The organism is Delftia sp. UME58 (assembly GCF_014170385.1).
Classification (GTDB): Bacteria; Pseudomonadota; Gammaproteobacteria; order Burkholderiales; family Burkholderiaceae_C; genus Comamonas; species Comamonas acidovorans.
This window is the reverse complement of record NZ_LZZV01000056.1, coordinates 143495-167745: the sequence shown is the minus strand read 5'-3', so window position 1 is coordinate 167745 and position 24251 is coordinate 143495. Positions and strand designations below refer to the sequence as shown.

Here is a 24251-nt window from a genome sequence, read left to right as displayed (position 1 = left end):
CAAAGGCCGAAAAACCGTCTTCAGCTCACCAGGCGCCGCAGCGGGGGAAGCGAAAAAAGCGCCAGCGATGTCACCGCAGACAGCGCAAACACCAGCAGCGTCATCAAAGGCCAGTAACTGCCGGCTTGTGCAAGGCCATAGCCCCAACGCGCCAGCATATCGATCCAGAAGGGGTGAATGGCATAGATACCCAAAGTGGCCTTGCCCAGGTGGTTGACCCAGGCCGGCACCCTGTGCGCGGGAAAGCGAAGTGCCAGCAAGAAAACGCAGAAGGTCAGCACCATCGCAAAAGGACTGCGATTGCTGTAGAAGAGCACGAAGGCCCACTCCTTGAGCGCCGGATAAAGCAACGCCACACCCCCTGCCATGCCCGCAATCGCCAGGATCACGCCCAGCCACAATTGCCATGACGCCAGGCGCACCGGGCGCCTGAGCAGATAGTAGCCACCGAGGAAATAGACGATAAACAGGGGAGCAAGCCCGATGAAGCTGGCATGCGAGGTCTTCTGCAGCGTCTGTGCGATGGAGACAAACCACGTCATGCCCGCTGCCACGGCCAAGAGATGGCGCCATCCCGGACCATCCCCCACGCCCAGCACCGCATAGCGCATGGCAGGCATCATCAGGTACAGGCCCAGCATCATGTACATGAACCACAGGTGGTACCAGGGACTGCCCAGCACCACATCCTGCACGATGCCCGCCCAGGTCATTCCGCCCCACATCCACTGGCGCCAAGCGAAATAGAACACCGACCAGAACAGCAGCGCCGGCAGCAGCCGGGACAGGCGTTGACCTACCATGCCCCAGGGATCACGTTCGGCAGGCCGCGCCAACAGCACCGCCCCGCCCACCATCACAAACATGGAACTGCCCAGGCGCCCGGCCGCGTCTCCGATATTGGCAACCCACCAACCCAGGCTGTGCACGTCCACCTGCGACACACGCAGCACCGCCGTATGCACCATGATCACGCCGAACGATGCCAGTACCTTGAGCAGATTCAAGCGTGGATCAACACCCGACCTGGCCTCGCCAGCGGGCGGCGCCTGCTGCTGCAATCGTGCCGACTCCTGCGCCATCGTTCAGTTCCAGTGATGAGGAAGGCGCACCAATCCGGGCAGCGGCTTTGGGAAGATGAAGCGCAGATGCAGGAACTGGAACCACTCGTCATAGACGGCAAGACCTGTCTCATCGAACAGGAAGGCACTGATCACATAGTCGCCGCTGTGCAGAGGCAGTTCGGGGAAGGTCAATACCGTCTGCCAGGTTCCATCAGGCAATTGCCGCGGAAAAGCGCCATCTTCGTGGGTGGCCAGGGAGGTGATTCCCACGCCCTTGGACTGCTCGATCATGAAGCCTATGTGCGGGCGCTCCTCCCCGCGTCCGCGCGCCGTGATGGTCACCACCAGATCCTGGCTCTGCAGCAGGCCAGGCTGATCGCCCTCAGGCTCGGCCAGATCCTTCACATCCACCGACAGGATGCAGGCCGTGCCGCTGTCAACGGCAGCCACGGGCCCCGATGGCGTAGCCTCTGCCTCATGCGCCCTGGCCTGCCCACGCCCGCCTGCCCCCTCGGATGCAGCAGCACCTTCCAGGGCTTGCTGCTCGCGCTCCTGGCGCTCGCGTGTGTGCATATCGTAGGCAGCAAGCACCTGCTCGGTATCGCCGAACTGTGCCACCTGCCCCCCACGCAGCCACAGTGCAGCGTCGCAGAGATGGCGGATGTGGTAAGGACTGTGGGAGCAGAACAGGATGGTGCAGCCGCTGTTGCGGAAGGCCATGATGCGTTCTATGCATTTCTTCTGGAAATGCTGGTCGCCCACAGCCAATGCTTCATCGATGATCAGCACATCGGGTTGCACCGCCGTCACCAGCGCAAACGCCAGGCGCACGGTCATGCCCGAGGAATAGGTCTTGACCGGGCGCTCCATCGCCTCGCCCAGCTCGGCGAAGGCCGCGATCTCGGGCTCCAGCTCGCGCATGCGCTCGGGGCTGATGCCGATCAGGCTGCCGCCGAAATACAGATTGTCCCGGCCGCTGAAATCAGGATGGAACCCGGCGCCCAGCTCCAGAATGGCCGTCACCCGGCCCACGCGTTCGATCTTTCCGCAGCTCGGCTGCAAGGTACCTGCCAACAGCTTGAGCAGCGAACTCTTGCCTGCACCGTTGTCGCCAATCACGCCAATGCACTGGCCGCGGTGCAGTTCGAACGACACATCGCGCAGCGCCCAATGGCTGCGGTGCGTGGCGGTTCCCGTCAGCAGCGCCTTGAACCGCGCGCGCGGCGACGGGTACAGCTTGTATTCCTTGCCCAGGTCGCGCACGCGCAAAACCAGGTCTTCGGGCAGCTCGACATGCTTGGCGTTCATAGCCAGTCCACCAATTGATCGCGGCTGCGCCGCACCAGGCCGTTCAGGAGCACGGCCAGCACCAGCAGCCAGGCGCCCAGGGCCACCCACACCGCGGGCTGGGGCCACAGGCCCTGCAGCAGCACATTCTGGTAGCCCAGCACCAGCGCCGTCATGGGATTGGCCCAGAGCACCCAGCGCCAACGCTCTGGGAACAGCGTGAGCGGGAACAGGATGGGCGACAGGTAAATGCCCACCGACAGCAGGAAGGTCACCAACTGCCCCACATCGCGCAGCGCCGCCGTGAGGATGGCCAGCGCATAGGCCAGCAGCGCGCACAGCAGCAACTGGCCCAGCAGCAGCGGCGCCAGGGCCAGCATCGAGGTGTTCAATCCATGCTGGGGCAGATAGGCCAGTGCCACCAGCACCAGCAAGGGCCCGAAGATCACGCTGCTGGCCAGCACGGCCCGCATGGGAAACAGTACGGGTGGCAGCGCGTTCTTCTGCAGAATGCCTCCCGCCTCGATCAGGCTGTTCATGCCACGTGCCGTGGCATCGCAGAACGCCATCCAGGGCAAGGCGCCCACGACCAGGAACGCGCCCACGGCATGCGTGGGCGCGTTGTCGCCCAGGCGCATGGAGAACACCACGTCGAACACGAGATAGTAGGCAGCCACCGTGAGCAGGGGCTGCAGATAGGGCCAGAGCACGCCTGCGGCCGTGCCCGCATGGCGAGCCGCCACCTCGCGCCGGGTCATCACCCACAGCAGGCTGCGTGCCTGCCACAGCGCGCGGCATTCGCCGAATAAAGAGTACATGCGTTGTTATGCGACAAGTGCCGCCCACGTCGCATGGCGACGCAGCGGCACTTCGTTCATGCCAAACCCGGCATTTTCGCGCAAGACGCAAGGTCTGTGCCGGCCTTTATCAGGCAGACCGCGCAAAGAGTGTCAGTTTTTGCAGCCGCCCCAGCGCGCGCGACAGGGGCCGTGCCACGCACGGCCGGCCGCGCGCGCAGCGCGAGCGACCGTGAGCGGGCTCAGGGCTTCTTCACGCCTTCGCTGAAGGCGCGGATGGCATCGACATGCGGCGTGGCGGCCGCGCGCAGCTTGTCGGCCTGCGCCGTGACGGCATCCTGGGCCACCTTGTCCTGGACCTCGGCCAGCAACTGCTCGCGCACCTCCAGATACGGGCGGGTGCCAGCGGGCTTGCGGGCCTCCAGGCGCAGGATGTGGTAGCCGAACTGGGTCTTGACCAGGTCGCTGAGCGCGCCGGGCTTGTCCAGCGCAAAGGCCACCTTGTCGAACTCGGGCACCATGCGGCCGCGACCGAAGTAGCCCAGATCGCCGCCCTTGGCGCCGCTGCCCTTGTCGGCGGAATTCGCCTTGGCCAGTTCAGCGAAGTCGGCGCCCGCCTTGAGCTGCGCCAGCAACTCCCCGGCCTTGGCCTTGGACTCGGGCGTGTCGCCGGCGATCAGGATATGGCGCACCTGCACCTGCTCGGGCTGCTCGAAGCGCTCGGGCTTGGCGTTGTAGAGGCTGCGGGCCTGGGCCTCGGCCACCTGGGCGGGCAGGCGGCTGCGCTCGCGCACCTGCTCTATCCAGGCATCCGACAGCACCTTGTCGCGCGCCAGGCGCAGCACGGCCAGCACTTCGGGCGTCTTGCCCAGGCCCTGCTTTTCGGCATCATCTGCCAGGGCACGGCGCACATAGAGATTCGAGACGATCTGCTGCACCTGCTGCGGCTGGGACAGGATCACGGGGCGCACATCCTCAGGCATGCGCTGGGCATCGGCATTGACATCGGCCGTGGTGATGCGGGTGGCAGGGCCGTCCATCAGCAGCCGGGCCTCGTCGGCCCGGGCCGGCACACTGGCCAGGCCACCGGCCGCCAGGGCCAGTGCCAGGTACACGCGCGACAGGGGAAAAGCAGAAGTCTTGGTCACTTGCATAGTTGGCGTCTTCTCGTCGGTACAAATAAAAAAAGCGGGACTTTCGTCCCGCTTTTTTGAGTGCTACTTAGGCTTTAAGTTGCTTGCTCACGCAAACAAATTAACGCACATAGCGGTGGGGCCAGGTGATGCCGTAGGTGCCCGAGAAGCCTGCGCCAGCGTTGGGGTTGGTCAGCTTGATGAAGGCGGAACCCAGGATAGGCAGACCGTTGCCGCCATTGGTCGTGGCGATGTTGGCCCAGCCGCGCTTGGAGACGGGGTTCTTCACGCCTTGGAAGGCAACGGAAGCGCCCAGCACCGAGGTGTCAGCCTGAGCCACGCCGAACTTCAGCACGCTGGTTTCGCCGCAGAACGAGGTCTTGGACGAAGGAGCGGGCGACAGATCGAAATCATCGCTCTTGACTTCTTCTTCACGGCCGTAGGTCACCAGGCTGTTGGCATCCACGCAGATACGTGCATCGCCCTTGGCAGTCGCGGCATCCAGCTTGGCATTGCCAGTGTGGAAGAACTCGGTCCCAGCTGCACCCTGGATGGCCGTGGTGAACACGGTCTTTGCGGCTGCAGAGGGATCGTTGTTGTATGCCAGTGCGACGCTGTAGCGGCGTGTAGGCATGGAGAACACCCAGTCGGTCTTGCCAGAGATGCTGACATCGTTGGCGTACTGGTTGATCACGTTCTTCGTAGCCAGTGCAGTCGTCAGAGCAGCAGCCTGGGCAGCCGGGCCTGTAACACCCGCCAGGTAAGGCGTCGACATGTCAGGCAGATCGTTCAGGTTTGCAAAGATGAACGGATCTTCAGTCGCTGCAATAGGCGCCGTCAGAGTGCCATCATCCGCCTTTGCAGTACCGATGTTGGTACCGCTGGGCTTCAGCAGCAGAGGGTCAGCCGTAGCAGCGTCCACGCTTTGAGCAGGTGTCAGAGCATCCAGAACGTCTTGTGCAGCAGTAGACTTCTGCTGGAACATGACGAAATTGCCGTTGCCAGCCTTGCCAACGGTCGCGGGTGCAACCGGGGGAGCCAGGGCCGTCAGAGCAGTCGCAGAGCCGGAGAAGGTCGTGGTTTGGGGCACGTTCATGATGTACCAGTCAGCCATCAGGCCGGTGGTAGGAACAGTCATGCCAGCCTTAGCCACAGCTGCTTCAGTACCATACTCGCCATTCAGCAGCGTGTCGCGCAGAACGGTGGTATCGCAAGCGGCAACGCCGGAGGCATTGTGCTTGATGGTCTTGTACAGCTTGGTGTCGTCTGTCAGAGGCGTAGCGAAGACAGCACTGTTCTTCTTCGGGATGTCAGCCATGTTGAAGATTTCAACATAGCCTTCACGCGTGCCGTTGGCAGCAGCTTCAGCCGACAGCTTGGGGTTCAGGCGGCCGGTGGTGGAATTGAAGTAGCCAGCGGTGCCAGCGCCAGTACGTGCGGGCACGTCGCTGAAGCTTTCATCCAGAGCCACGGGACGCGAACGCAGAGCGGGCAGCGTGCAGGTGTTGTCGAAGGTCGTCAGTTGCAGACGGCCATCAGGACCTTGGGCCACGGCGGCGGTCCACACGTCTTGGGGCGACAGCAGGACTTGGAAGTCCAGCAGGTCGTCAGAGTTGGCGGCGCCACGGAAACGCACCTTCACGGCCTTGCCGTTGTCGGTGTCGGTGTTCACCAGGTGCAGCACGGTCATGTTGCCGTTCTGCGCGTTGAAGTAAGGCACCACCAGGTTGTGGCCCGTACCGCCTTCAGTCACTTGAAAGGACGTAGCATCGGTCTTACCGATCTTGGCAGCGCCATCAGCAGCACCCGTACCAGCGACGACGGCAGCCGATGCCATGCCTGCAAAGCCCAGGCCACCAACCATGGCAGCAATGCTCAGGGCCAGAACATTTTTCTTCATAAGAACTATCTCCAGTAAAAAAGATAAGGTAGTTGCAACCACCACGATTGATCGCCGGGGAATCGTAGCACAGCCAGTTACGCCCCTATATGGCTTTTTCAGGGCATCCAAGTGCTGTTTTGCGAAAAAAACAACACCCAACTGGCCAGCTGCGTACAGGGACGGCGAATTATCCCAGACATTTGCTCACAAGGGTAGCTGAACTTACTCCATGAACAGCCACCACTGGCCGTCCTCGCTGACCCAGGTTTCATAGATGCTCAGAGGCACCTCGGCATCGCCCATCATGGGGACCTTGGTCCTGTAGTTGCGCAGCACCTGGCAACGGGTTTCCTCGCACTTGGCCGAGACCAGGTCCCCGCCCCTGAGCACGGTGGCGGCGCCTTGCTCCAGGCGGAAGCGCTCCTGGTTCTTGACGGCGCGGTAGGAAGGCGCCAGCAAGGCGTAGGCCTTGTCCACTTCACCGGCCTGGCGCGCCTTCAGGTAGGCGGCAGAGCGCTGGGTCACCTGGGCCTCGGGGCTCTGGTCCTGTGCGCCGGTGGTGGCACAGCCTGCCAGGACTGCGGCGCAGGCCAGGCCGGCGCCCCATTGCAGCCAGCGCGAACGCGCGGCCAGAGGAAAAGGGAATGTCGAGTGCTTCATGCGGTTTTTCTCTCCGGGAAAAGGGGAATTGGAGGCCTGGGGCGCTCAAATGTTCCTGATTGATTGCTCATCAATACTCAAGGTACGGCAGGTGTGAGCGGCCCCACTTCCACGGAACTCGGCGCCTTGAGTATGGGAGCGAGCGCTCGCATTCGTTCACGCAGGTCTTCACTGACCTCACGCACGTCAATATCCGTGCGCACCACACGCGGGGTGATGATGACCAGCAATTCAGTGCGCCGCCCCGAATTGGTGCTGGACCCGAACAGGTTGCCGACCACGGGCAAATCATGCAGGAACGGAACGCCGTTACGGCTGTTGCTATTTGTCTCCTGAATCAAGCCCCCCATGACGATGGATTCGCCAGAGCGCACCGCCACTCGACTGGAAAGCTGCCGCTGCAGGAAGGCTGTTTGCTTCGTGATCGTGTCCTCGCTACCCACATCGGTGACCTGCTGATTGACCGTCATGGTGACAAGGTTGCCGGCGTTGACCGAAGGCGTGACCTGCAGGTTCACGCCGGTATCCTTGTACTGATAGGAATTGGTGGTCGTGCTGCCCACCGTCGCGCTGGTGGAGGTCTCGCCGGATCGGTAGGGCTGCTGCGTGCCCACGGCAATGGCGGCCGTGTGATTGTCCAGCACCATGAGCGTGGGGCTTGCCACCACTTTGACATTGGTCTTGGTTGACAGCGCGTTGAGCGTGGCACGGACTCTGCCGGCAGAGGATCTCACCGTGTAGTTGAAACCCATGCCCAGTGCATCGCCCAGCGTGGATGACTCGTTGCCCTTCTGCCCGAACAGCGTACCCGTCCCGTCAGCGTGGCTGTTGTGTATCCCGCCATTGAATGCCCATTGCAGGCCGAACTCCAGCCCGTCATTGAGTGTGACCTCGACGATGCTGGCCTCGATCAGCACCTGGGTCGGTGGCAGGTCCAGCTTCTTGAGCGTGGCTTCGATGCGTTCGAACTCCGCTGGAGTACCCCAGACCAGCACCGTGTTATTGAGCTCGTCGGCCATGACACGGATACTGCCCAGGTTGGCACCGACAGCACCCTGGCTGCCTGGCTGCCCCATCGTCCCCGACTGTCCAAAGCCCGTATTGCTGCCCACGCGCTGGCCGGAACCGAAGCCGCTATTGCCAAAGCCACTTCCTCCGAAGCCGCTATTGCCAAAACCGCTATTGCCGAAGCCGCTGTTGCCGAACCCGCTGTTCCCGAACCCGCTATTGCCAAAGCCGCTGTTACCGAAACCGCTATTGCCAAAGCTGCTGTTTCCGAAGCCACTGCCACCGGTGGAAGTGCCCAACCCCGGAGCCACACCGCTGTTGGCAGTAGTCCCTGCCATGGCTCCGCCAAAAATGCCCGCCAGCACGCCCGCCAGATGGCGGGCATTGCCGTTTTGCACGCGATAGATGTTCAACTGGGGCTGGGAACCACCGGAACCAGGCTGATCCAGCTTGGCAATCCATCGCCGTGCTTCGTCCAGATAGGCGGCGCGCGGCGTGATCACCAGGATGCTGTTGAGGCGCTCGATGGGCATGATGCGCAGGGCACCAAACAAGGGATTGCCCTCGGTCAGACCCGCGGCGGCGCCTGCCGCCGCCCCCGCTCCACCGGCAATCGCACCGGTACCGACGGCGCCTGGGCGCACTGCGCTTGCTGCCCCTGGTGCCACACCCGGCGCAGCTGCGCCGCCAGCCCCTGCCCCGCCATTCATGATCTGCAGTGCAGCGCTGACTTCCTGGATGGAAACGTACTTCAGGGGGAAGACCCCCACAGACATGCCTTCCAGCAGGTTGACGTCAAAGGTCCGAACCATGTCAAGCCAGCCCTCGGCCTGGGCACGCGACCCGGCCATGACCAGCAGGTTGCGAATGTTGTCCACGCGCAGGATGGCATCGCCGGGAACCATGGGGCGCAGGATGGCGGCCATCTCGTTGGCGCCGATGTACTGCAGCGGCACGATGATGGTGCCGTAGCCCGGCGCCAGAGGCTTGTCTGACACGGCCTGGCGCACGGTGGCGCCGATGCTCTTGAGCGCATCGACCCGGCCCACATGGTAGGTGCCACGCGCATCGCGCACCATGGCCAGGCCATTGGCCTGCAGTGCGGTTTCGAGCAGGTTGAGCGCCTGGTCTGCAGGAATGGTGCTGCGCGTGCTCAGCGTGATGTTGCCCGTGATGGGGGGGTGCAGCACGTAGTCGAGCGACAGGATGTCCCCCAGCACGGTGCGCACCACCTGCGACAGCGGGGCATCCTCGAAATTGAGCTTGACGGGCTTGCCCTCCACGGCCGGGAAGCTTTTGGCCTCACCCAGCAGCTTGCCGGTGCCGTCCAGGATGCGGGGCTTGGCACTGTCCGCACTTTCGGACTTCTTGCCTTTTGCCGCATCCGCATCATCGTCCGGCAGGAATACATAGTCCGACTGCCGGGTGTCTTCGCGGAAGTGGCTGACGAAGTTGTTCTTGGCAGGCTGCGCGCAGGCCAGCAGCAACTGGCACACGGCAAGTGCCAATGCGGTTCGGATAGGTCGATTAGTCAGTTGCATAGGATGTGTTCGGTGAGTTCTTTCAGTTGCGGCGGCGGGGCAGACTGGTGCCTCCGCCCAGGGAGGCATCTCCTCCCGCACCCGGCCGGGTCGGCTCGGGGCGTTCAGCGGCAGCGTTGTTGTTCGAGCCACCGTCAGGGGCGGCGCCGGACGCGCCAGCAGAAGGCCGCGGCAAGCGTGCACCCGCAGGCAATGCAGGGGCCTTGTCCAGCGCAGCCTTGGTCAAAGTGAGAGAGCGGCGTGTTTCCCCGCGTCCGATCTCGATTCCGCGGCCCTGGATGCTCAGCAGCTTCCAGCCATCCAGGGATTGGTTGAGCATCAGGCGCTGCTCCTTGCCGCCATAGACGATGATGGCGCCGGAGACGCTTCCATCGAAAAGGCCTGTCACCTTGGCCTGGGACCATTGATCCTGCTCGGGGGGTGGTTCCGCATCCACTTTTTTCGGCGGGGGTGGAGGCGGCGGCGGGCGGCGGCTCATCGCAAACAGCGGCCGCTCCTGCATTTGCAGCAGTTGGCGATCATCCTCTGCGTCAGGCGCTTTCCTGGATGGCTGCGGCTGCAGCAGTGACTCGATATCCGCCTTGATGGCCTGCGGCGGCTGCCAGCGGCTGTCTCTGATCTCACCCTGAGGAGTGAGCCATGCCCATGCCAGCGCACCGCACATTGCCACCTGGGCGCCAGCAAGACTCCAGCCCAGCCAATTGATGGGGTGCTTCACGATGTCTTGCTCCGGAGAATGCTGAAGGTGAGCTGGGCACTGAACTTGGGCGCCGCTTTCGTGTCGTTGGTCTGAAGAGATCCCATGAGGTTGATTTCAACGTTGTCCAGCCAGACGGTGGGACTGATGTCCTTCAAGGACAGCAGCCCCATCTGCATGGCTGGCCAGTCGCCCTCGACGGTAGTGACGACATCGATGCGCTCGAAAGGCCCTTCTTCGGGATTCGGCCGCACCTGGCTGCTGACCACCGTCAGACCAGCGCGGTCAAGGGCCGAGCGCAGGCTTTGCTGCACGATGTTGCCCGTCTGCGTGGCATCGTTCTCGCCCGGATAGACATGGCGGGCCTTGACGCTGCCTATGCGCTCCAGCATCTGCTGTATTTCCTCCTCCTGGGCCTGCAGACCCAGCAGGCGCGCATAGCGCGGCTCCAGGGTATCGAGTTGCTCCTGGGCCCATTGGTGACGCTCATTCACCCAAAAAGCCAGCAGAACCACGGGCACCAGCACCAATACAACAGGCACAGCCAGCAGCGCCAGCTGGCGCAACGACAGTTTTGCACTAGTGCTCATGCGCCCTCCTTTGCGGAGGCTGGAGCATTGGGAGCATCAGCATCCGAAGGCTTGTTTTCTGCATCAGCGTCGGCTGCAGTCGCAGCCGGGGCCGCATACAGCCCCAGAACCGCAGGATCAATCACGGCCTCCAGAGTGAAGCTCTCCTTGTTGGAGCGAGTGGGCCTCGTGACCGCACTGGGCAGCCGTACCTCACTGAAGCCCGCTTGCTTGGACAGCGCGGATACGACATCGGATGCGTTGTCGCTCAGCCCCACGATGGTGAGTTTGTTGCCAGCGAACTTGATCCGCTGCACAGCCGTGTCGTCCGGCAGCAGCTCCGTCAGCAGAGCCAATACGCGCAGATGGTCAATCTGCTGCTGCTGGCGCGTCAGCAGGTCTGCGACGCTCTGCGATTCGTCCACCGCCGCCTGGCGCTTGGCCACGACTTCGGAAGATGCCTGGGAAAGCCGCTTGAACTGATCGCTGGCATCCAGGGCCCTCAACCGCAACTGCAGGGTGGGAGTGACTGCCAGCGCAATGGCCAAGGCGATGGCGCCCGCCAGGCCCAGCAGCATCCACATGCGCTGGCGCGCCTCACGGCCGAAACGGCGTGACTCGCCAAATCCCTGGAGCAGTACGGGGCTGGACAGCGATGAGGCCCAGACCTCCGGAGCCATGCCCTGGGGCAGGCGCTCAGCCTGTTCCTGCAGCACTTTGGCGACCAGATCCTGCGATGTGATCACCACATCAACCTGTTGCATGCCTGCAGAGTCAGACCCGGCATCAGGCCGCAGCGCATAGCCCCAAAGGGTTTGCACAGCAGAAAAGGGCGACATGGTCTGCACGTCCAGCGCCACCGCACTGTGCAGCGCCTGCGGCGACAGGCGAGGCAGCCGCAGCGTACGCGCCAGCACCAGGTCTGGCGACAGCAGCACGCCGGCATAGGCAGCAGATGGAGAAACATCTCCTTGCGCCGCATCCGACAAGGTCAGTGAATTGCCACGCACCCAGGCTGCATGCATCTGCCGCTGACCTGTACCGTCTGCGCCGATGAGCTGCATGCGTGCAGCAGGCAGACAGCGGCGCAGCCATGGCAGTTGGGTCAATTGCTGCCAAGCATCGCGAAATTGCCCACCCAGTGAACTCAGATCGAGGCCGAAAAATTTGGCATCAGATGTCAGCAAGGCCATGCATCCCGCCGTTGTTGTAATAGTTGAGCCATAGTCGTCAGTTCCTTTTGATTGCCGCGCCGCATCAGGCCTACATGCGTCCGACCCAGGCTTGGGAAGCCGAAAAAATAATCCAAGGCAACCGCCTGTTTGCCGTGCCGCCTTGCACATCGACCTGCCGCACCAGCCTCACGCCACTCCCTCCGCCAAAAGGCACCTTCGCCACCAGGCTGTAGCGTGAGCTTATGGTGGTCTGCCGAAAGGCAGCGACGCCGTCCGCGCGTTCAAGCCACGGTTGCAATTGCGCAGGAGCGGCAGCAGGATTGATGCTGGAGCGCGCACTGACATCGGCCACGACAAAATCCCGCAAGCGGGAGTAGATGTCATAGGTCATGCCCGGGACTTGGAGCAAATCCTCCGGCGACTCCCAGGCAGGACGCAACACCCGCCTTTGCCCATCGCCGGTGCGTGCCTGGACGATGGCCTGGGCAAGCACCTCTGCAGGCCCTTGCCCCAAGCCCGCCACCTGGGTGAGCAAGGCCGACAAAAGCGTAGACGATGCACCATTGATGTTCACCAGGCCGCTCCACGGAATGATATCCACCTCGACAACCGCGCCCCCGAGCGAGACGGGAACGACGCTGAACTCCCGGAAGTCGGCGGGCTTGACCGCCATCCGTTGCAGCACCTGATAGATGGCTGCTTCTCCCAGTGCGCGCCCTTGCGCCAATTGCCGTGTCACCCCGCCCACAGCCGCCTCCTGGCGAACGACGCCGCCCAGGCTGCTGGCAAAAATCGCCAAGGCAGCCACGATCCAGAGCACCAGAATCAGGGCCATGCCCTGCTGTGTGCGAGCCTTCTGGGCGGTAAGGATTTTATTTCTGCTCAAAAGCTGCGCCCCCCTCCAAGGCTGGCCTCGTCGTCCACGCGTTGGGGATTCGATGCAGCCGGAGTCCTCATGGCAACCACCATCATCGGCCATACCCCCGACGCCGACTGCAACTCGATTTGCACGGCAGACGGCAGTTCCTTTTCGTTGTCCTTTTCGGGTCCCCATTGCGGCTGCCAATGTGCCACGCCCAGCTTGGCGTTCTGGTAACGCAAGGCAAAACCCGTGACACCGCGATCGATCACGTAGGACTGGCTCTGCCCCCAGTCGGGCATGACATCGGGCCCTTGCCAGGGTGCGAACCGCAGCACCAGGGCATCGCCTTCGACGGAAAGCTGGAAGTGGGTACGACCGCCCATGCCGAAGCGGGCGGGCATGATGCCCAGCCAGCGCATGCCTTGCGGGCCGCCTTCGAAAAACAGTTCGCTCTCGCCTTGCTTGCGCAGGCCCGCCTGCCGTCTCACGGCAGAGACCTGGCCCAGAACCGAGCGCAGGAAGGCAATGGACACCCGCTGGTGGTCCATGCGATCCAGCCGTGCGTCGACGCGCTCCTGGGTCTGGGACACCGTGGACATGGCCGAGGCCAGCCCCAGCATGAGCAGGGACAGCAAAGCCATGACCACCAGCAGCTCCACCAGCGTGAAGCCGCGCTGCCTGGCCGAAGCCGAATGCTTGACGCCGGACACGCTCATCGCGCCACCTCACCCGGCTGCAATGGTCGCTGCGGACGCAGGGTTTCAAAGACCCAGCTGCGATTTTCGGCAGAGATGGTGATGCGCAAGGCATGCAGGGGGACGGCGGTCTCAGGCAAGTCGCTTGCCGGGAAAGGCGCCGAAGCCACTTGCCAGGCATAGATGCCATCCTGGCCCGAAGCCTGGGTGCCGCCGGGATCGACCATGGGGAAGGCATCCATCAGCGAATCGGCCAGCAGGGCCACGCCCTGGTTTTGCTCCAGCTTGGCCACGCCGCGTGCAGAGCCGCCGACAGCCCGGTAAATGAGCGCCAGGGAGATGGCCATGATGGACAGCGCCACCAACAGCTCCAGCAAGGTCATGCCCCGCACCCTGGGGCGGGAAGCGGCGCGCCGACGCATTACAGGGCCTCTTTGGTGACTTGGCCGGAAAGCCAGTCCACACGCAGACGCACGCCACCACCGCTTTGCGCACGGGCGAGCGAAATGCTGCCCCCCGTGGCGCCGCCTTCGGGCAGAAAGACGATGGTCTGGCTGCCATCGGCCAGCGCCATGCCGGCTGCCGTGGTCAGTTGCACCGTCAGGCTGTCGGGCAGCCTGGCCGCGGCCTGTCCGGCGATGCCGTACTGCCTGCTATTCGTATTGACAGCGAATGCCACGGGCATGCCCTGCAGCGTGGCCTGCTGGCGCGCCTTGCGCAGCAGGGCCGTCACGTCCTGCACCGTCTGCCGATAGTCCACGGCATCGCGCAGCTTGCCCATGGCAGGCGGCACGATGCCGATGATGGCGCCAAGAATGGCGAACACCACCAGCAGCTCGATCAGCGTGAAACCCTGGGCGCGCTTCAAGACTCATCCTTGGCGAGACGGAATGGCAACGGTTGCGGCAGCTGTTCTGGACAGCTGATTACTTGGTGTTGCGAATATCGGAAGCCTCGCCCTCGCCGCCAGGCGCACCATCGGAGCCCAGCGAGAGGATTTCGAGGTCACCGTTGGCGGCGGGATAGGTGTAGCGGTAGGCGTTGTTCCAGGGATCATTGGGCACGCCGCCCCTGAGGTAGGGGCCCGCCCAGCCGGCAACGCCGGCAGGCTGCTTGACCAGCGCGTCCAGGCCCTGCTGCGAGGTGGGATAGCGGCCCACGTCGAGCTTGTACAGCTCCAGCGCCTTTTCGATGTCGGCGATCTGCACGCCGGCCGTCTTGGTCTTTGCTCCACCCAACTGGTTCAGCACCTTGGGGCCGACCAGGCCGGCCAGCAGGGTCAGGATGGCCAGCACGACCAGCAGTTCGATCAGCGTGAAGCCACGCTTGCGGGCGCGGGAGGACAGTTGCTTTTGCATGCGCATCATCTTCTACATACCTTTCAGACAATTCAGATTCATCAGACGGCCAGATCGTTGACGGACAGGATTCCGAGCAGGATCGACACGATGATGGAGGCGATAAGGATACCGAGGACCAGGATCAGCGCCGGCTCCAGCATGGTCAGGAGGCGTTTGATCGCGTTTTCGACCTCGCGGTTCAATATGTTGGACAGCTCCAGCATCATGTCGCCCAGGCGGCCGGTTTCCTCCCCCACCCGCACCAGATTCAGGGCCAGGGGCTCGAATTCTCCGGTTTTCTGGGCGGCATGGGCCATGCGATGGCCTTCCTTGACCATGGGACCCATTTTTTCCAGGCGCTCGCGGATGGCGACATTGGAGACCGTGTCGCTGGCAATGCGCAGCGCCGTCAGCAGCGTGACGCCGTTGCCCAGCAGCGTGCCCAGCGAACGGCTGAACAGGGTGAGCTGGTACTTGCGCACCACGCCACCCAGGCCCGGCAGGCCCAGCAGCCATGATTGCCAGGTCTGGCGGCCCTTGGGGCTCTTGGCCCAGCGGGAAAAGACCCAGCCCAGCGCGCCCAGCACGATGAACACCGCCCAGCCGTAGCTGCGGAATGCATGGCCCAGCCCCATCACGAATTGCGTGGGAAGGGGCAGCGCGTCGCCCATGTCGTTGAAGAGCTGCTCGAACTGCGGCACTACGAAGCCCAGCATGGCCACCAGGGACAGCACGGCCACGCCCAGCAGGATGGCGGGATAGATGGTGGCCGAGACCACGCTGTCGCGCAGGGCACGCTGACGCGCCATGTGCTCCACCAGCCGGTTGAGCACGCCCGACATCTGGCCGCTGGCCTCGCCCGAGCGCACCATGTTGATATAGAAGTCGCCGAACAGGTCGTGGTGCTTGCCCAGGGCCTGGCTCAGCGGCATGCCGGCCTTGACGCTGTCGAGCACGGACTGGAGCATGGCCTGCATCTGCACCTTGTGGCTCATCTCGACCAGGACCTTGAGCGCATTGTCCAGCGACAGCCCGGCCCGCATCATGATGGCCAGCTCGGTGGTCATGCCCTGGATGTCGTCGGCCTTGATGCGGCCCTTCTTGAGCGCGCGCACCGCCAGCGGCACGTTGCCCAGGCTTGCGGCTTCCTCGACCTTGATGGGCGACAGCCGGCTCTTGCGCAGGTGCACCACCACCTCGGCCACGGCCGCAGCGGAAAAAGTGCCCTTGACCATCTGGCCGCGGCTGTCCACGGCCTCCCAGCTGTAATCAGGCATCGCTCTGGTCCTGGGTCACGCGCAGCACTTCGTCCAGCGTGGTGGCGCCCGAGGCCACCTTGCGCAGGCCGTCGTCGTAGAGGCTCAGCATGCCGCTCTTGGCCGCCATGGCATGCAGGGCGTTGGCGTCCTGGCCTTCGATGATGGCGCGGCGCAGCGGCTCGTCGATGACCATGAGTTCATGGATGCCGGTACGGCCCTTGTAGCCCGTGCCCCGGCAATGCTCGCAGCCGACGGCACGGTAGATGGGCGAGCCCTCGCGCAGAAAGCGCTTGAGGCCGCTGCCCTCGACGGCGGCAGCCGGCAGCGTGTCAGGCTGCTTGCAATGCGAGCACAGCGTGCGCACCAGGCGCTGGGCCAGCACGCCATTGACCGAGGAGGTGATCAGGTAGCTTTCCACCCCCATGTCACGCATGCGGGTGACGGCGCCTGCGGCCGTGTTGGTGTGCAGCGTGGAAAGCACCAGGTGGCCTGTCAGCGCGGACTGCACGGCGATCTGAGCGGTTTCTCCGTCGCGCATTTCGCCGATCATGATGATGTCCGGGTCCTGGCGCAGGATGGAGCGCAGGGCGTTGGCAAAGGTCAGGTCGATCTGCGGATGGACCTGGATCTGGTTGATGCCGTCGAGCTGGTACTCGACCGGGTCCTCGACGGTGATGATCTTGTTGGAAACCGCGTCGATCTTGGACAGGGCCGCGTACAGCGTGGTGGTCTTGCCCGAGCCTGTCGGTCCCGTGACCAGCACGATGCCGTGCGGCTTGGCCAGCAAGGTGTTGAAACGCTCCAGCGTATCGGCCTCGAAGCCCATGCTTTCCAGGCGCAGGCGCACGTTGGCGCGGTCCAGCACCCGCATGACGATGCTCTCGCCGTGCACCGTGGGTGCGGTGGAGACACGCAGGTCCAGTTCGCGGCCCTTGGCGCGGGTCTTGATGCGGCCGTCCTGCGGCAGGCGGCGCTCGGCAATGTCCAGATGGGCCAGCAGCTTGACGCGCGAGCCAACGGCGGCGCTCAGGCGCGACGGCACGAGTTCGGCCGCATGGATCACGCCGTCCATGCGGTAGCGCACCTGCAGGCCGGCCTCGAAGGGTTCGAGGTGGATGTCGGAGGCGTGCAGCTCGATGGCGCGGGAAATGATGCCCGTGACCAGGCGGATGACCGGCGCCTCGCTGGCCAGGTCCTTCAGATGCTCTACGAAGTCGCCGCCCGTGGCGTCCGACTCCCAGTCCTGGCCTTCTTCGCCTTCAGGCTCCTGGCCGGCCTCGGACAGGGCCTTGCGGATGTCGGCTTCCAGCGCCAGCACGGGCCTGATCTGCAACCCGGTGGCAAGGCGCAGCGCCTTGGTGATGAAGGGGTCCTGCGGCACGGACATGGCCACTTCGAGCACGCCTTCCTGCAGCGAAATGGGGCAGACGCACTGCGCATCCAGAAAACTGGGCAGCAGGCCCGGCACATCGGGCAGCAGGTCGGGGAATTCTTCGGCGCGCAGCCAGCGCATGTGCAGCTGCTCGGACAGGGCCTGGGCCACGTCGGTTTCCGCCACCACGCCCAGCTGGACCAGGACCTGGCCCAGGTAGCCGCCCAGCTCCTGCTGCGCCTGCAGGGCGTTTTGCAGATCGCGCTCGTTCAGCTTGCCGGCGGAAAGCAGGCGTTCGCCCAGCCGCCCCTTGATCGGGGCTTCGACACCGGCAATCGGTTCCATGACGTGATTGGTGGAAGACATTGCCGCGGATTATCCACTGTCGCCGCATCCCCCGCGAAAGGCGTCCCATGCGGCGTCCACGGTCGCCGCATTCCTGTCATCAACTGTTACGCACCGGCCAGGCCGGCGAGATGCTGCGCTGCACAAGGGAAGGCAGCTTCAGGCCGCCTTCACGGCCTCGGTTGGCAGGCCGCTGGCATCGCCCCAGCGGCGCTGCGCCATGACCAGCAGGCCTTCGAAGATGAGGTTGTCCACCAGCTCGAAGGGCCGCGTCATGCTGGGCACCATCTTCCAGCCTGCACCGCCGGCCATGACGCAGGCGGGTTCCATGCTGCAGTGCATGTACAGATGCTGGTACATGCGCTCCACGGCCCCGGCGATGGCGTAGGTGCCGCCGCTGGTCAGCGCATCGCTGGTGTTGGTGGGAAATGGCGTGACCGCGCCCGTGGGCACATGCAGGCCGGCCGTGCCGCTTTCCAGGGCGCGCAGCATGATGCCGTGCCCCGGCAGGATCAGGCCTCCCATGAAGTGGCCATGCTGGTCCAGCGCATCCACGGTGACGGCGGTGCCGATCATGACCACGATCAGGGGGCGCTCGGGTCCGCGCTGCAGGATGTGCTGGCGCGCGCCGATCATGGCCACCCAGCGGTCCGCCCCCAGGCGCGAAGGGAAGTCGTAGCCGTTGGTGACTCCGGCCTCGGCTGCGCCGGGCACGGCCCACTGCGGCTCGAAATCCCAGCCCAGCATCATGTCGATCTGGTCGTGCACGCGCCGGCGCGCCGTGTCGCCCGCCACCACGCAGCCCAGCATGCGCGTGGGCGTGGGCAGGTCGCTCCACGGCCCTTCGGCCAGGTGCTCTATGTGCTCGAGGAACTCCGCGCCGTGCGCCAACAAGGCGGCGCCAGGCCGATGCGCGTCGTACATCGCCCATTTCAAGCGGGTGTTGCCGATGTCTATGGCCAAAAAAGTCATGGGCGGGATTATCGGAGTTTTCCGGAGGATAGCGTCAGCCATGGACGACAACTGAGTGAGGACGTGAACGCAAGAATGGCGCAAATGTCAAAAATCCGGGAGCACTCCTGCCCGGCAGCGCGCGTTGCCACGGTTAGGCGTTACATTGGCCTTTCCGTTTTTCCACCCACCAACAGGAGTCACCCATGGGACTTTTCAGTTTCATCAAGGAAGCCGGCGAAAAGCTGTTCGGCGGCAGCGCCGCACAGGCAGCCGAGCCTGCGCAAGACCTGAATGCCAAGGCGGCCAAGGCCATCGAGACCTATATCGGCACGCAGAACCTGGGCGTCAGCGACGTGAAGGTGCAGTTCGACGGCTCGCAGGGCAAGGTCACGGTGCTGGGCACGGCCCCCACCCAGGCGGTCAAGGAAAAGGTGACGCTGTGCTGCGGCAACGTCTCCAGCGTGCAGTCGGTGGACAACCAGATGGCGGTGACCAACCCCGAGCCCGAAGCCCAGTACCACGACGTGGTGCGTGGCGACACGCTGTCGGCCATTGCCAAGAAGTTCTATGGCGATGCCAACAAGTACCCGGTGATCTTCGAGGCCAACAAGCCCATGCTGAGCCACCCCGACAAGATCTACCCCGGCCAGAAGCTGCGCATCCCGGCGCTGTGATCTCTTTGTCTCCGTAAAAAAACCGCCTTCGGGCGGTTTTTTCGTGGGCTCAGTCAGTAGTCAGTATTTACCGCTCAACAGCGCACCGAATCCCGGAACGGCTGTAGGCAAGCCCAGGCGCCTGAGCATCATGAACGTCGTGGCCACCGAGGAAGACAGCACGGGCAGGCCCACCCGGTCCTCGATGGGCTGCACCGAGGCCAGCGAGGGCATCTGCACGCAGGCCGAGGCGATGACCGCGTCGGCGTTGGCCGTGTTCAGGCGCCGCGTGATCTCGATGGGTGCGCGCGCATCCTGGGCGCCCACCTGCAGGTTGTCGGCGATCTCCAGCGAGATGCTGTCCACCACTTCGATGCCCTCGTTCTCTATGTAGTCGATGACCAGCTGCGTCAGCGGCTTCATGTAGGGCGCCAGCAGAGCCACCTTTTTCGCGCCGATGGCGTGCAGGCCATCGACCAGTGCGCCGGCGCTGGTGACCACGGGCGCGGGGCCGCCGTTGTCCACGGTGCGCTGGTGCAGGCGCGCCTCGGAGACACGGTGGTAGCCGCGCCCCATGCTCATGATGGCCACCAGGCAGGCATAGCCGAGCACATCGACACGCGCGTCCGACAGTTCCAGCGCGCAGCGGTCGCTATCGCCGTCCATGGCGGCCAGCTCTTCCTTGGTCACATGCTTCATGCGCATGCGGCTGGAATGAAAGGTGAAACGCTCGGGCGCCAGGGCCTCGCGGGCGCGCAGGATGGCGGGGATCTCGGTCTCCATCGTGGTGTTGGAGCTGGGCACGATCTGCCCGATGCGGAAATGGGTTTTGGCTGTCATGTCAATCCATCGTGATGTGGTTGGCCTTGATCACCTTGCCCCAGTGATCGGTCTCTCGCTGCACCAGGGCGCCCAGCGCCTGCGGGCCGAGGAATCGCGGCTCCACGCCCTGCAGGGCCGCGCGCTTTTGCACGTCGGGCGACTCCAGGGAGGTCTTGAGCGCGTCCGACAGCCTGGCGATGGCCTCGGGCGGCGTGCCCGCAGGCGCGAACAGGCCGACCCAGGCTTCCAGCTCGAAGCCCGGCAGGCCCGCTTCGGCCGTGGTGGGCACATCGGGCAGCATGGGATGGCGCGTCTTGCTGGTCACGGCCAGGGCCCTGAGCTTGCCCGTCTGCACATGGCCCAGCACCGAAGGCGGCGTGGTGATGAACATCTGCACCTGCCCGCCCAGCACGTCCTGGATGGCAGGGCCGGAGCCCTTGTAGGGCACATGCGTGATCTGGGTCTGGGTCACCTGGGCGAACACGGCCGTGCCCACATGGGACAGCGAGCCATTGCCCTGCGACGCGTAATTGACCTTGCCCGGGTTCTTGCGCAGATAGGCAATGAATTCCTGCAGATTGTTCGCCGGAACGGAAGGATGAACGGCGATCACATTGGTGGCGGCCACGATCAGCCCCACGGGCGCCAGCTCGGACTGCGCCCAGGGCAGCTTGGGGAACAGGGCCGGATTGCCCACGTGGTAGGCCGAATACGAGGCCAGCAGCGTGTAGCCGTCCTTGGGCGCCCGGGCCACCATCTGGTAGGCGATGTTGCCGCTGGCGCCGCCCCGGTTGTCCACCACCACCGACTGTCCCAGCAGGCGCGACAGCGGGTCGGACGCCAGGCGTGCCGCCGTGTCCACTACGCCGCCGGGCGGGTTGGGGACCACGAGGGTGATGGACTTGGCGGGAAAGCCCTGGGCCAGTGCGGGCCCTGCGCCCAGCAGGGCGGCGGCTGCCAGACCGGCGGCCTGCAGCACAATGCGTCGATTCATGCTTGTCTCCATGTTCTCTTTGTACCAGCGCATTCTTGCGGGCCTGCACGCGGCCGAACAGCCGTATCTCGTTGATCCATCCTTCGTCTGTGGTGGAGGATGAGGATGATCAACCTGCACCGATTCGATCTGCTGACGCTGCGCCTGTATGTGGCCGTGGTCGATGCCGGCAGCCTGACGGCCGGCTCGCGCACGCTGGGGCTGTCGTTGGCGGCGGCCAGCAAGCGGGTGGCCGAGCTGGAACAGCACTGCGGCGTGACCCTGCTGGTGCGCAGCAAGCGCGGCGTGACGCCCACGCCTGCCGGCCAGAGCATGTACCACCATGCGGTGGACGTGGTGGCCCGGCTGGAACACCTGGCCCTGGCCATGGACGACTTTCGCAGCGGCGCCACGGGCCAGTTGCGCCTGTGGGCCAACAACTCGGCGTTTGCGGGATTTCTGCCCCGGCTGCTGGCCGACTTCATGGCGGCCCACCCGGGTGTGTCGGTGGACCTGGAGGACGCGCTCAGCGAGGAGTCCGTGCGCGCCGTGCTCAGCGGCGTCGCCGAGCTGGCCATCATCGGGGAGAACACGCCCCTGGAAGGGCTGAGCACCCAGGTGTGCGATGTGGACGAGCTGGTGCTCGTCATGCCGCGCGGCCATGCACTGGATACGGACGACGCCGCCCCCGTGCCCCTGGCCACCGTGCTGGACCACGACTTCGTGAGCCTGGCCCGCTCCACCTCGCTGATGCGGCGCATTGCAGCCGAGGCCGAATCCATCAACCGGCCCGTGCGGATCCGCATCCAGGTGCGCAGCTTCGACGCCATGTGCCACATGGTCTCGGTCGGGCTGGGGCTGGCCATCCTGCCGCGCGCCGCCACCGCGCCGCACCTGGCAGCGCGGGCACTGCGGCTGCGCCCGCTGGGCGCACTCAATACCCGGCGCCGGCTGCTGCTGGCCATGCGCTCGCAGGCCACGCTGTCAGGACCGGCCCAGGCCCTGGTGGACATGGTGGCCGCCCGGGCGGTGGCATTGGGCTTTGCGGAGCCGGAGCGCTGAAACCCCTTTTCAAACGCCGTGCTCGGCGCACCACTGCGTGACCGCATCGCGGAAATCCAGGCACAGCGGCGACAATCTGGCGCCTGCACGCCAGCACACGGCCAGCTCGTGGCTCCAGGCCATGCCTTCGCCGCGCAGGGCCACCAGGCATTGGCCCTCGGGCTGGTGCAGGGCCCGCGACAGCATCAGACCGAGCAGGTCCGACTGACGCAGCAGCTGGGCAAAGGCCACGGGCGAGGCCGTGCTTTCCACCGCCACGCGCGGCGGTGCCAGCCCGGCCAGGGCGAACTTCTCGTCCAGCCATTGCCGCAGGTATAGCGAGGCTGCGGGCATGGCCCAGCGCTCGCCCACCAGATCCGGCCAGCCGCGCAGTCGGCGAAGCCTTGGATGATCCGCACGCGCCACGATCTGCATGCGCATGGTCCCCAGCGGCATGCACTCCACATCCGCAGGAATCTGCGCCGGCACGGCCACCAGGGCCAGGTCGATGTGGCCCTTGCGCAGGAGGGTCATGAGGTGCGCGCTCATATGGGTTTCTATTGAAAAGGTGGCCAGCGGGCGCTGTACGAAGAAACGCGCCAGCAGCGGCGAGACAAGCGACGGCATCAGGTAGGGAATGGAGCCCAGGCGCACCTGGCCGGCATGGCTGGCGCGCTGCTCGTCCAGCGCGCTGCGCAAGGCCTGCATGGACTGCAGCACGCCGCGCGCATGCGTGAGCATGCCGGTGCCCGTGCGGGTCAGGGTCAGGCCCTTGGCCGCGCGCTCGAACAGGGCCAGGCCTGCCTCGTCCTCCAGCCGCGCCATGGCCTTGGACAGTGCCGACTGGGTGAGCCCCCTGGACTCGGCCGCCCGCTGCTGGCTGCCGTGCTCGGCCACGGCCACAAACAGCTCCAGGTCATCGATGCGCATGCGGTGTCCCTCCATGAATGGCCCGCGCGCATTCCCGCATGCCCGGCAGGCATTCCAAGTTTCCACACGGGAATACCGGCGCACCAGGGGGATACCTAGACTGGTTTTTGTCACCAGCCGTGCCAGGCCCTTCCCAATCCACAGGAGACAGACATGCGGCAACCATTGCAAGGAGCGCAGCCACCATGCCATGCGGCAGCCATGACACGCCGCCGATTCGGCCTGAGCGCCGGCGCGGGGCTGCTGGCCCCGGCAGCCATGGCGGCCGCGCCGGACGGGCCGGACGGGCCTTCCCGCTATCCGCGCAGACCCATCACCCTCGTCGTGCCTTCGGTGGCAGGCAATGTCAACGATGCCGTGGCTCGCCTGCTGGGCCAGGGACTGACCGAGCGCTGGGGCCAGCCGGTGGTCATAGACAACCGCCCGGGCGCAGGCACCACCACAGGCACCAAGCTGGTGGCACGGGCACCTGCCGATGGGCATACCGCCTTGCTGACCTTCACCGCCCATGTGCAAAACCCGGCCCTCTACGCGCAGGTCGGATACGACCCGATTGCCGACTTCGAGGCCGTGAGCCTGGTCGCCAAATCCTCGGTCATCCTGGCCGTCTCGGCGGACTTTCCGCACCGCAGCCTGGCCCCCCTGGTGCAGGCCGTGGCCGCGGAGCCGGACAGGTACGCCTACGGCTCCTACGGCGTGGGAACCACGGGCCACATCCTGGGCGAGCTGCTCAAGCGCCAGGCCAGGCTGAAGATGGCGCATACGCCCTACAAGGGCGGCGTCCCCCTGGGCAACGATCTGGCGGCAGGCCACATTCCCATCGGACTGATCGCCGTGGGCACGGCCATGCCGCTGCTGCAGGCGGGCCGCATCGTGCCCGTGGCCATCACCGGGGCCCGACGCTCTACCCTGCTGCCCCAGGTGCCCACCTTCCTGGAGCTGGGCTACCAGGGCTTCGAGCCCGACGCGTGGATGGGCCTGCTGTTTCCGGCCGGCACCCCGCAGGCCATCACGGCGCAGCTGTCCCGCGAAGTTTCGCGCCTGGTGCAGCAGCCCGCCATCGTGCAGCGCCTGCATGGCCTGAACCTGGAGCCTGTGGGCAGCACGCCCCAGGCCTTTGCCGCCACGCTGCGCGCCGACCAGGCCAAATGGGCGCAACTGGTGCGCGAACTCGACATCCGGCTGGAGTAGC

At 64.9% G+C, this 24251-nt stretch carries 24 protein-coding genes; 3 read left to right on the top strand and 21 right to left on the bottom strand.

Annotated features, from left to right (window positions below; all coding sequences use genetic code 11):
- Positions 1–20: 20 nt before the first annotated feature.
- The 18 genes from A9976_RS18285 to A9976_RS18200 all read right to left on the bottom strand — a co-directional run bounded on the left by A9976_RS18285 (position 21) and on the right by A9976_RS18200 (position 18658).
- Complete coding sequence (locus A9976_RS18285; RefSeq protein ID WP_183020182.1) at positions 21–1082, bottom strand: acyltransferase; 1062 nt, start codon at positions 1080–1082, stop codon at positions 21–23.
- Between the two features lie 3 nt (positions 1083–1085).
- Entirely contained in the window at positions 1086–2372 is a 1287-nt protein-coding gene (locus tag A9976_RS18280) for an ABC transporter ATP-binding protein (RefSeq protein WP_183020181.1), read from the bottom strand.
- On the bottom strand, positions 2369–3169 hold the full coding sequence (locus tag A9976_RS18275; RefSeq protein ID WP_183020180.1) for an ABC transporter permease: 801 nt from the start codon (positions 3167–3169) through the stop codon (positions 2369–2371). Before A9976_RS18275 ends, A9976_RS18280 begins: the two co-directional genes overlap by 4 nt.
- Before the next feature lie 221 nt (positions 3170–3390).
- On the bottom strand, positions 3391–4302 hold the full coding sequence (locus A9976_RS18270; RefSeq protein ID WP_183020179.1) for a peptidylprolyl isomerase: 912 nt from the start codon (positions 4300–4302) through the stop codon (positions 3391–3393).
- A gap of 100 nt (positions 4303–4402) precedes the next feature.
- Positions 4403–6181, bottom strand: a complete 1779-nt coding sequence (locus A9976_RS18265; RefSeq protein ID WP_183020178.1) for a cell surface protein — start codon at positions 6179–6181, stop codon at positions 4403–4405.
- Between the two features lie 204 nt (positions 6182–6385).
- Complete coding sequence (locus tag A9976_RS18260; protein WP_183020177.1) at positions 6386–6823, bottom strand: hypothetical protein; 438 nt, start codon at positions 6821–6823, stop codon at positions 6386–6388.
- Between the two features lie 77 nt (positions 6824–6900).
- Positions 6901–9372, bottom strand: coding sequence for a type II secretion system secretin GspD (gene gspD / locus A9976_RS18255; protein WP_183020176.1), 2472 nt, complete (start codon positions 9370–9372; stop codon positions 6901–6903).
- A gap of 22 nt (positions 9373–9394) precedes the next feature.
- Entirely contained in the window at positions 9395–10090 is a 696-nt protein-coding gene (locus A9976_RS18250; protein WP_183020175.1) for a hypothetical protein, read from the bottom strand.
- Positions 10087–10659: a type II secretion system protein GspM gene (gspM, locus tag A9976_RS18245; RefSeq protein WP_183020174.1), complete on the bottom strand. Its 573-nt coding sequence runs from the start codon at positions 10657–10659 to the stop codon at positions 10087–10089. Before gspM ends, A9976_RS18250 begins: the two co-directional genes overlap by 4 nt.
- Positions 10656–11831: a PilN domain-containing protein gene (locus A9976_RS18240; protein ID WP_183020173.1), complete on the bottom strand. Its 1176-nt coding sequence runs from the start codon at positions 11829–11831 to the stop codon at positions 10656–10658. The genes gspM and A9976_RS18240 overlap by 4 nt, the downstream gene beginning before the upstream one ends.
- A gap of 70 nt (positions 11832–11901) precedes the next feature.
- Entirely contained in the window at positions 11902–12648 is a 747-nt protein-coding gene (locus tag A9976_RS18235) for a general secretion pathway protein GspK (RefSeq protein ID WP_183020172.1), read from the bottom strand.
- 47 nt (positions 12649–12695) lie between these two features.
- Positions 12696–13391, bottom strand: a complete 696-nt coding sequence (locus A9976_RS18230) for a prepilin-type N-terminal cleavage/methylation domain-containing protein (RefSeq protein ID WP_183020171.1) — start codon at positions 13389–13391, stop codon at positions 12696–12698.
- Positions 13388–13792, bottom strand: coding sequence for a type II secretion system protein (locus A9976_RS18225; protein ID WP_220808722.1), 405 nt, complete (start codon positions 13790–13792; stop codon positions 13388–13390). The genes A9976_RS18230 and A9976_RS18225 overlap by 4 nt, the downstream gene beginning before the upstream one ends.
- The gene (locus A9976_RS18220) at positions 13792–14238 is read right to left on the bottom strand and encodes a GspH/FimT family pseudopilin (protein ID WP_183020169.1); all 447 of its coding nucleotides are present in this window, start codon (positions 14236–14238) and stop codon (positions 13792–13794) included. Before A9976_RS18220 ends, A9976_RS18225 begins: the two co-directional genes overlap by 1 nt.
- A gap of 58 nt (positions 14239–14296) precedes the next feature.
- Positions 14297–14737: a type II secretion system major pseudopilin GspG gene (gspG, locus tag A9976_RS18215; protein ID WP_183020168.1), complete on the bottom strand. Its 441-nt coding sequence runs from the start codon at positions 14735–14737 to the stop codon at positions 14297–14299.
- Positions 14738–14769: 32 nt separating this feature from the next.
- On the bottom strand, positions 14770–15987 hold the full coding sequence (locus A9976_RS18210; protein ID WP_183020167.1) for a type II secretion system F family protein: 1218 nt from the start codon (positions 15985–15987) through the stop codon (positions 14770–14772).
- Complete coding sequence (gene gspE / locus A9976_RS18205) at positions 15980–17686, bottom strand: type II secretion system ATPase GspE (RefSeq protein WP_183020222.1); 1707 nt, start codon at positions 17684–17686, stop codon at positions 15980–15982. Before gspE ends, A9976_RS18210 begins: the two co-directional genes overlap by 8 nt.
- Positions 17687–17845: 159 nt before the next feature.
- On the bottom strand, positions 17846–18658 hold the full coding sequence (locus tag A9976_RS18200; RefSeq protein ID WP_183020166.1) for a type III pantothenate kinase: 813 nt from the start codon (positions 18656–18658) through the stop codon (positions 17846–17848).
- A gap of 185 nt (positions 18659–18843) precedes the next feature.
- On the opposite strand from A9976_RS18200, the gene lysM reads away from it, so the two are divergent.
- Entirely contained in the window at positions 18844–19314 is a 471-nt protein-coding gene (lysM, locus tag A9976_RS18195) for a peptidoglycan-binding protein LysM (protein WP_183020165.1), read from the top strand.
- 60 nt (positions 19315–19374) lie between these two features.
- Here lysM and A9976_RS18190 read toward each other — a convergent pair whose 3' ends face one another.
- Entirely contained in the window at positions 19375–20133 is a 759-nt protein-coding gene (locus tag A9976_RS18190) for an Asp/Glu racemase (protein ID WP_269670910.1), read from the bottom strand.
- Between the two features lies 1 nt (position 20134).
- On the bottom strand, positions 20135–21109 hold the full coding sequence (locus A9976_RS18185; protein WP_183020164.1) for a tripartite tricarboxylate transporter substrate binding protein: 975 nt from the start codon (positions 21107–21109) through the stop codon (positions 20135–20137).
- 105 nt (positions 21110–21214) lie between these two features.
- Between A9976_RS18185 and A9976_RS18180 the strand changes: the two genes are divergently transcribed.
- Positions 21215–22150 (top strand): LysR family transcriptional regulator, encoded by a 936-nt coding sequence (locus A9976_RS18180; protein WP_183020163.1) that lies wholly within the window; start codon positions 21215–21217, stop codon positions 22148–22150.
- Positions 22151–22159: 9 nt separating this feature from the next.
- Here the strand turns inward: A9976_RS18180 and A9976_RS18175 are convergent, their stop codons facing one another.
- Positions 22160–23059, bottom strand: a complete 900-nt coding sequence (locus A9976_RS18175; RefSeq protein WP_183020162.1) for a LysR family transcriptional regulator — start codon at positions 23057–23059, stop codon at positions 22160–22162.
- 201 nt (positions 23060–23260) lie between these two features.
- Here A9976_RS18175 and A9976_RS18170 point away from each other — a divergent pair, with 201 nt between their 5' ends.
- Positions 23261–24250, top strand: a complete 990-nt coding sequence (locus tag A9976_RS18170) for a tripartite tricarboxylate transporter substrate binding protein (RefSeq protein WP_183020161.1) — start codon at positions 23261–23263, stop codon at positions 24248–24250.
- Position 24251 lies beyond the last annotated feature (1 nt).

Excerpts from the sequence above, each read along its gene's own strand:
- A9976_RS18285 (WP_183020182.1), bottom strand. The coding sequence starts at position 1,082 with ATGGCGCAGGAGTCGGCACGATTGCAGCAGCAGGCGCCGCCCGCTGGC.
- A9976_RS18280 (WP_183020181.1), bottom strand. The coding sequence starts at position 2,372 with ATGAACGCCAAGCATGTCGAGCTGCCCGAAGACCTGGTTTTGCGCGTG.
- A9976_RS18275 (WP_183020180.1), bottom strand. The coding sequence starts at position 3,169 with ATGTACTCTTTATTCGGCGAATGCCGCGCGCTGTGGCAGGCACGCAGC.
- A9976_RS18270 (WP_183020179.1), bottom strand. The coding sequence starts at position 4,302 with ATGCAAGTGACCAAGACTTCTGCTTTTCCCCTGTCGCGCGTGTACCTG.
- A9976_RS18265 (WP_183020178.1), bottom strand. The coding sequence starts at position 6,181 with ATGAAGAAAAATGTTCTGGCCCTGAGCATTGCTGCCATGGTTGGTGGC.
- A9976_RS18260 (WP_183020177.1), bottom strand. The coding sequence starts at position 6,823 with ATGAAGCACTCGACATTCCCTTTTCCTCTGGCCGCGCGTTCGCGCTGG.
- gspD (WP_183020176.1), bottom strand. The coding sequence starts at position 9,372 with ATGCAACTGACTAATCGACCTATCCGAACCGCATTGGCACTTGCCGTG.
- gspM (WP_183020174.1), bottom strand. The coding sequence starts at position 10,659 with ATGAGCACTAGTGCAAAACTGTCGTTGCGCCAGCTGGCGCTGCTGGCT.
- A9976_RS18240 (WP_183020173.1), bottom strand. The coding sequence starts at position 11,831 with ATGGCCTTGCTGACATCTGATGCCAAATTTTTCGGCCTCGATCTGAGT.
- A9976_RS18235 (WP_183020172.1), bottom strand. The coding sequence starts at position 12,648 with ATGGCCCTGATTCTGGTGCTCTGGATCGTGGCTGCCTTGGCGATTTTT.
- A9976_RS18230 (WP_183020171.1), bottom strand. The coding sequence starts at position 13,391 with ATGAGCGTGTCCGGCGTCAAGCATTCGGCTTCGGCCAGGCAGCGCGGC.
- A9976_RS18225 (WP_220808722.1), bottom strand. The coding sequence starts at position 13,792 with ATGCGTCGGCGCGCCGCTTCCCGCCCCAGGGTGCGGGGCATGACCTTG.
- gspG (WP_183020168.1), bottom strand. The coding sequence starts at position 14,737 with ATGATGCGCATGCAAAAGCAACTGTCCTCCCGCGCCCGCAAGCGTGGC.
- A9976_RS18210 (WP_183020167.1), bottom strand. The coding sequence starts at position 15,987 with ATGCCTGATTACAGCTGGGAGGCCGTGGACAGCCGCGGCCAGATGGTC.
- gspE (WP_183020222.1), bottom strand. The coding sequence starts at position 17,686 with ATGGAACCGATTGCCGGTGTCGAAGCCCCGATCAAGGGGCGGCTGGGC.
- A9976_RS18200 (WP_183020166.1), bottom strand. The coding sequence starts at position 18,658 with ATGACTTTTTTGGCCATAGACATCGGCAACACCCGCTTGAAATGGGCG.
- lysM (WP_183020165.1), top strand. The coding sequence starts at position 18,844 with ATGGGACTTTTCAGTTTCATCAAGGAAGCCGGCGAAAAGCTGTTCGGC.
- A9976_RS18190 (WP_269670910.1), bottom strand. The coding sequence starts at position 20,133 with ATGACAGCCAAAACCCATTTCCGCATCGGGCAGATCGTGCCCAGCTCC.
- A9976_RS18185 (WP_183020164.1), bottom strand. The coding sequence starts at position 21,109 with ATGAATCGACGCATTGTGCTGCAGGCCGCCGGTCTGGCAGCCGCCGCC.
- A9976_RS18180 (WP_183020163.1), top strand. The coding sequence starts at position 21,215 with ATGATCAACCTGCACCGATTCGATCTGCTGACGCTGCGCCTGTATGTG.
- A9976_RS18175 (WP_183020162.1), bottom strand. The coding sequence starts at position 23,059 with ATGCGCATCGATGACCTGGAGCTGTTTGTGGCCGTGGCCGAGCACGGC.
- A9976_RS18170 (WP_183020161.1), top strand. The coding sequence starts at position 23,261 with ATGACACGCCGCCGATTCGGCCTGAGCGCCGGCGCGGGGCTGCTGGCC.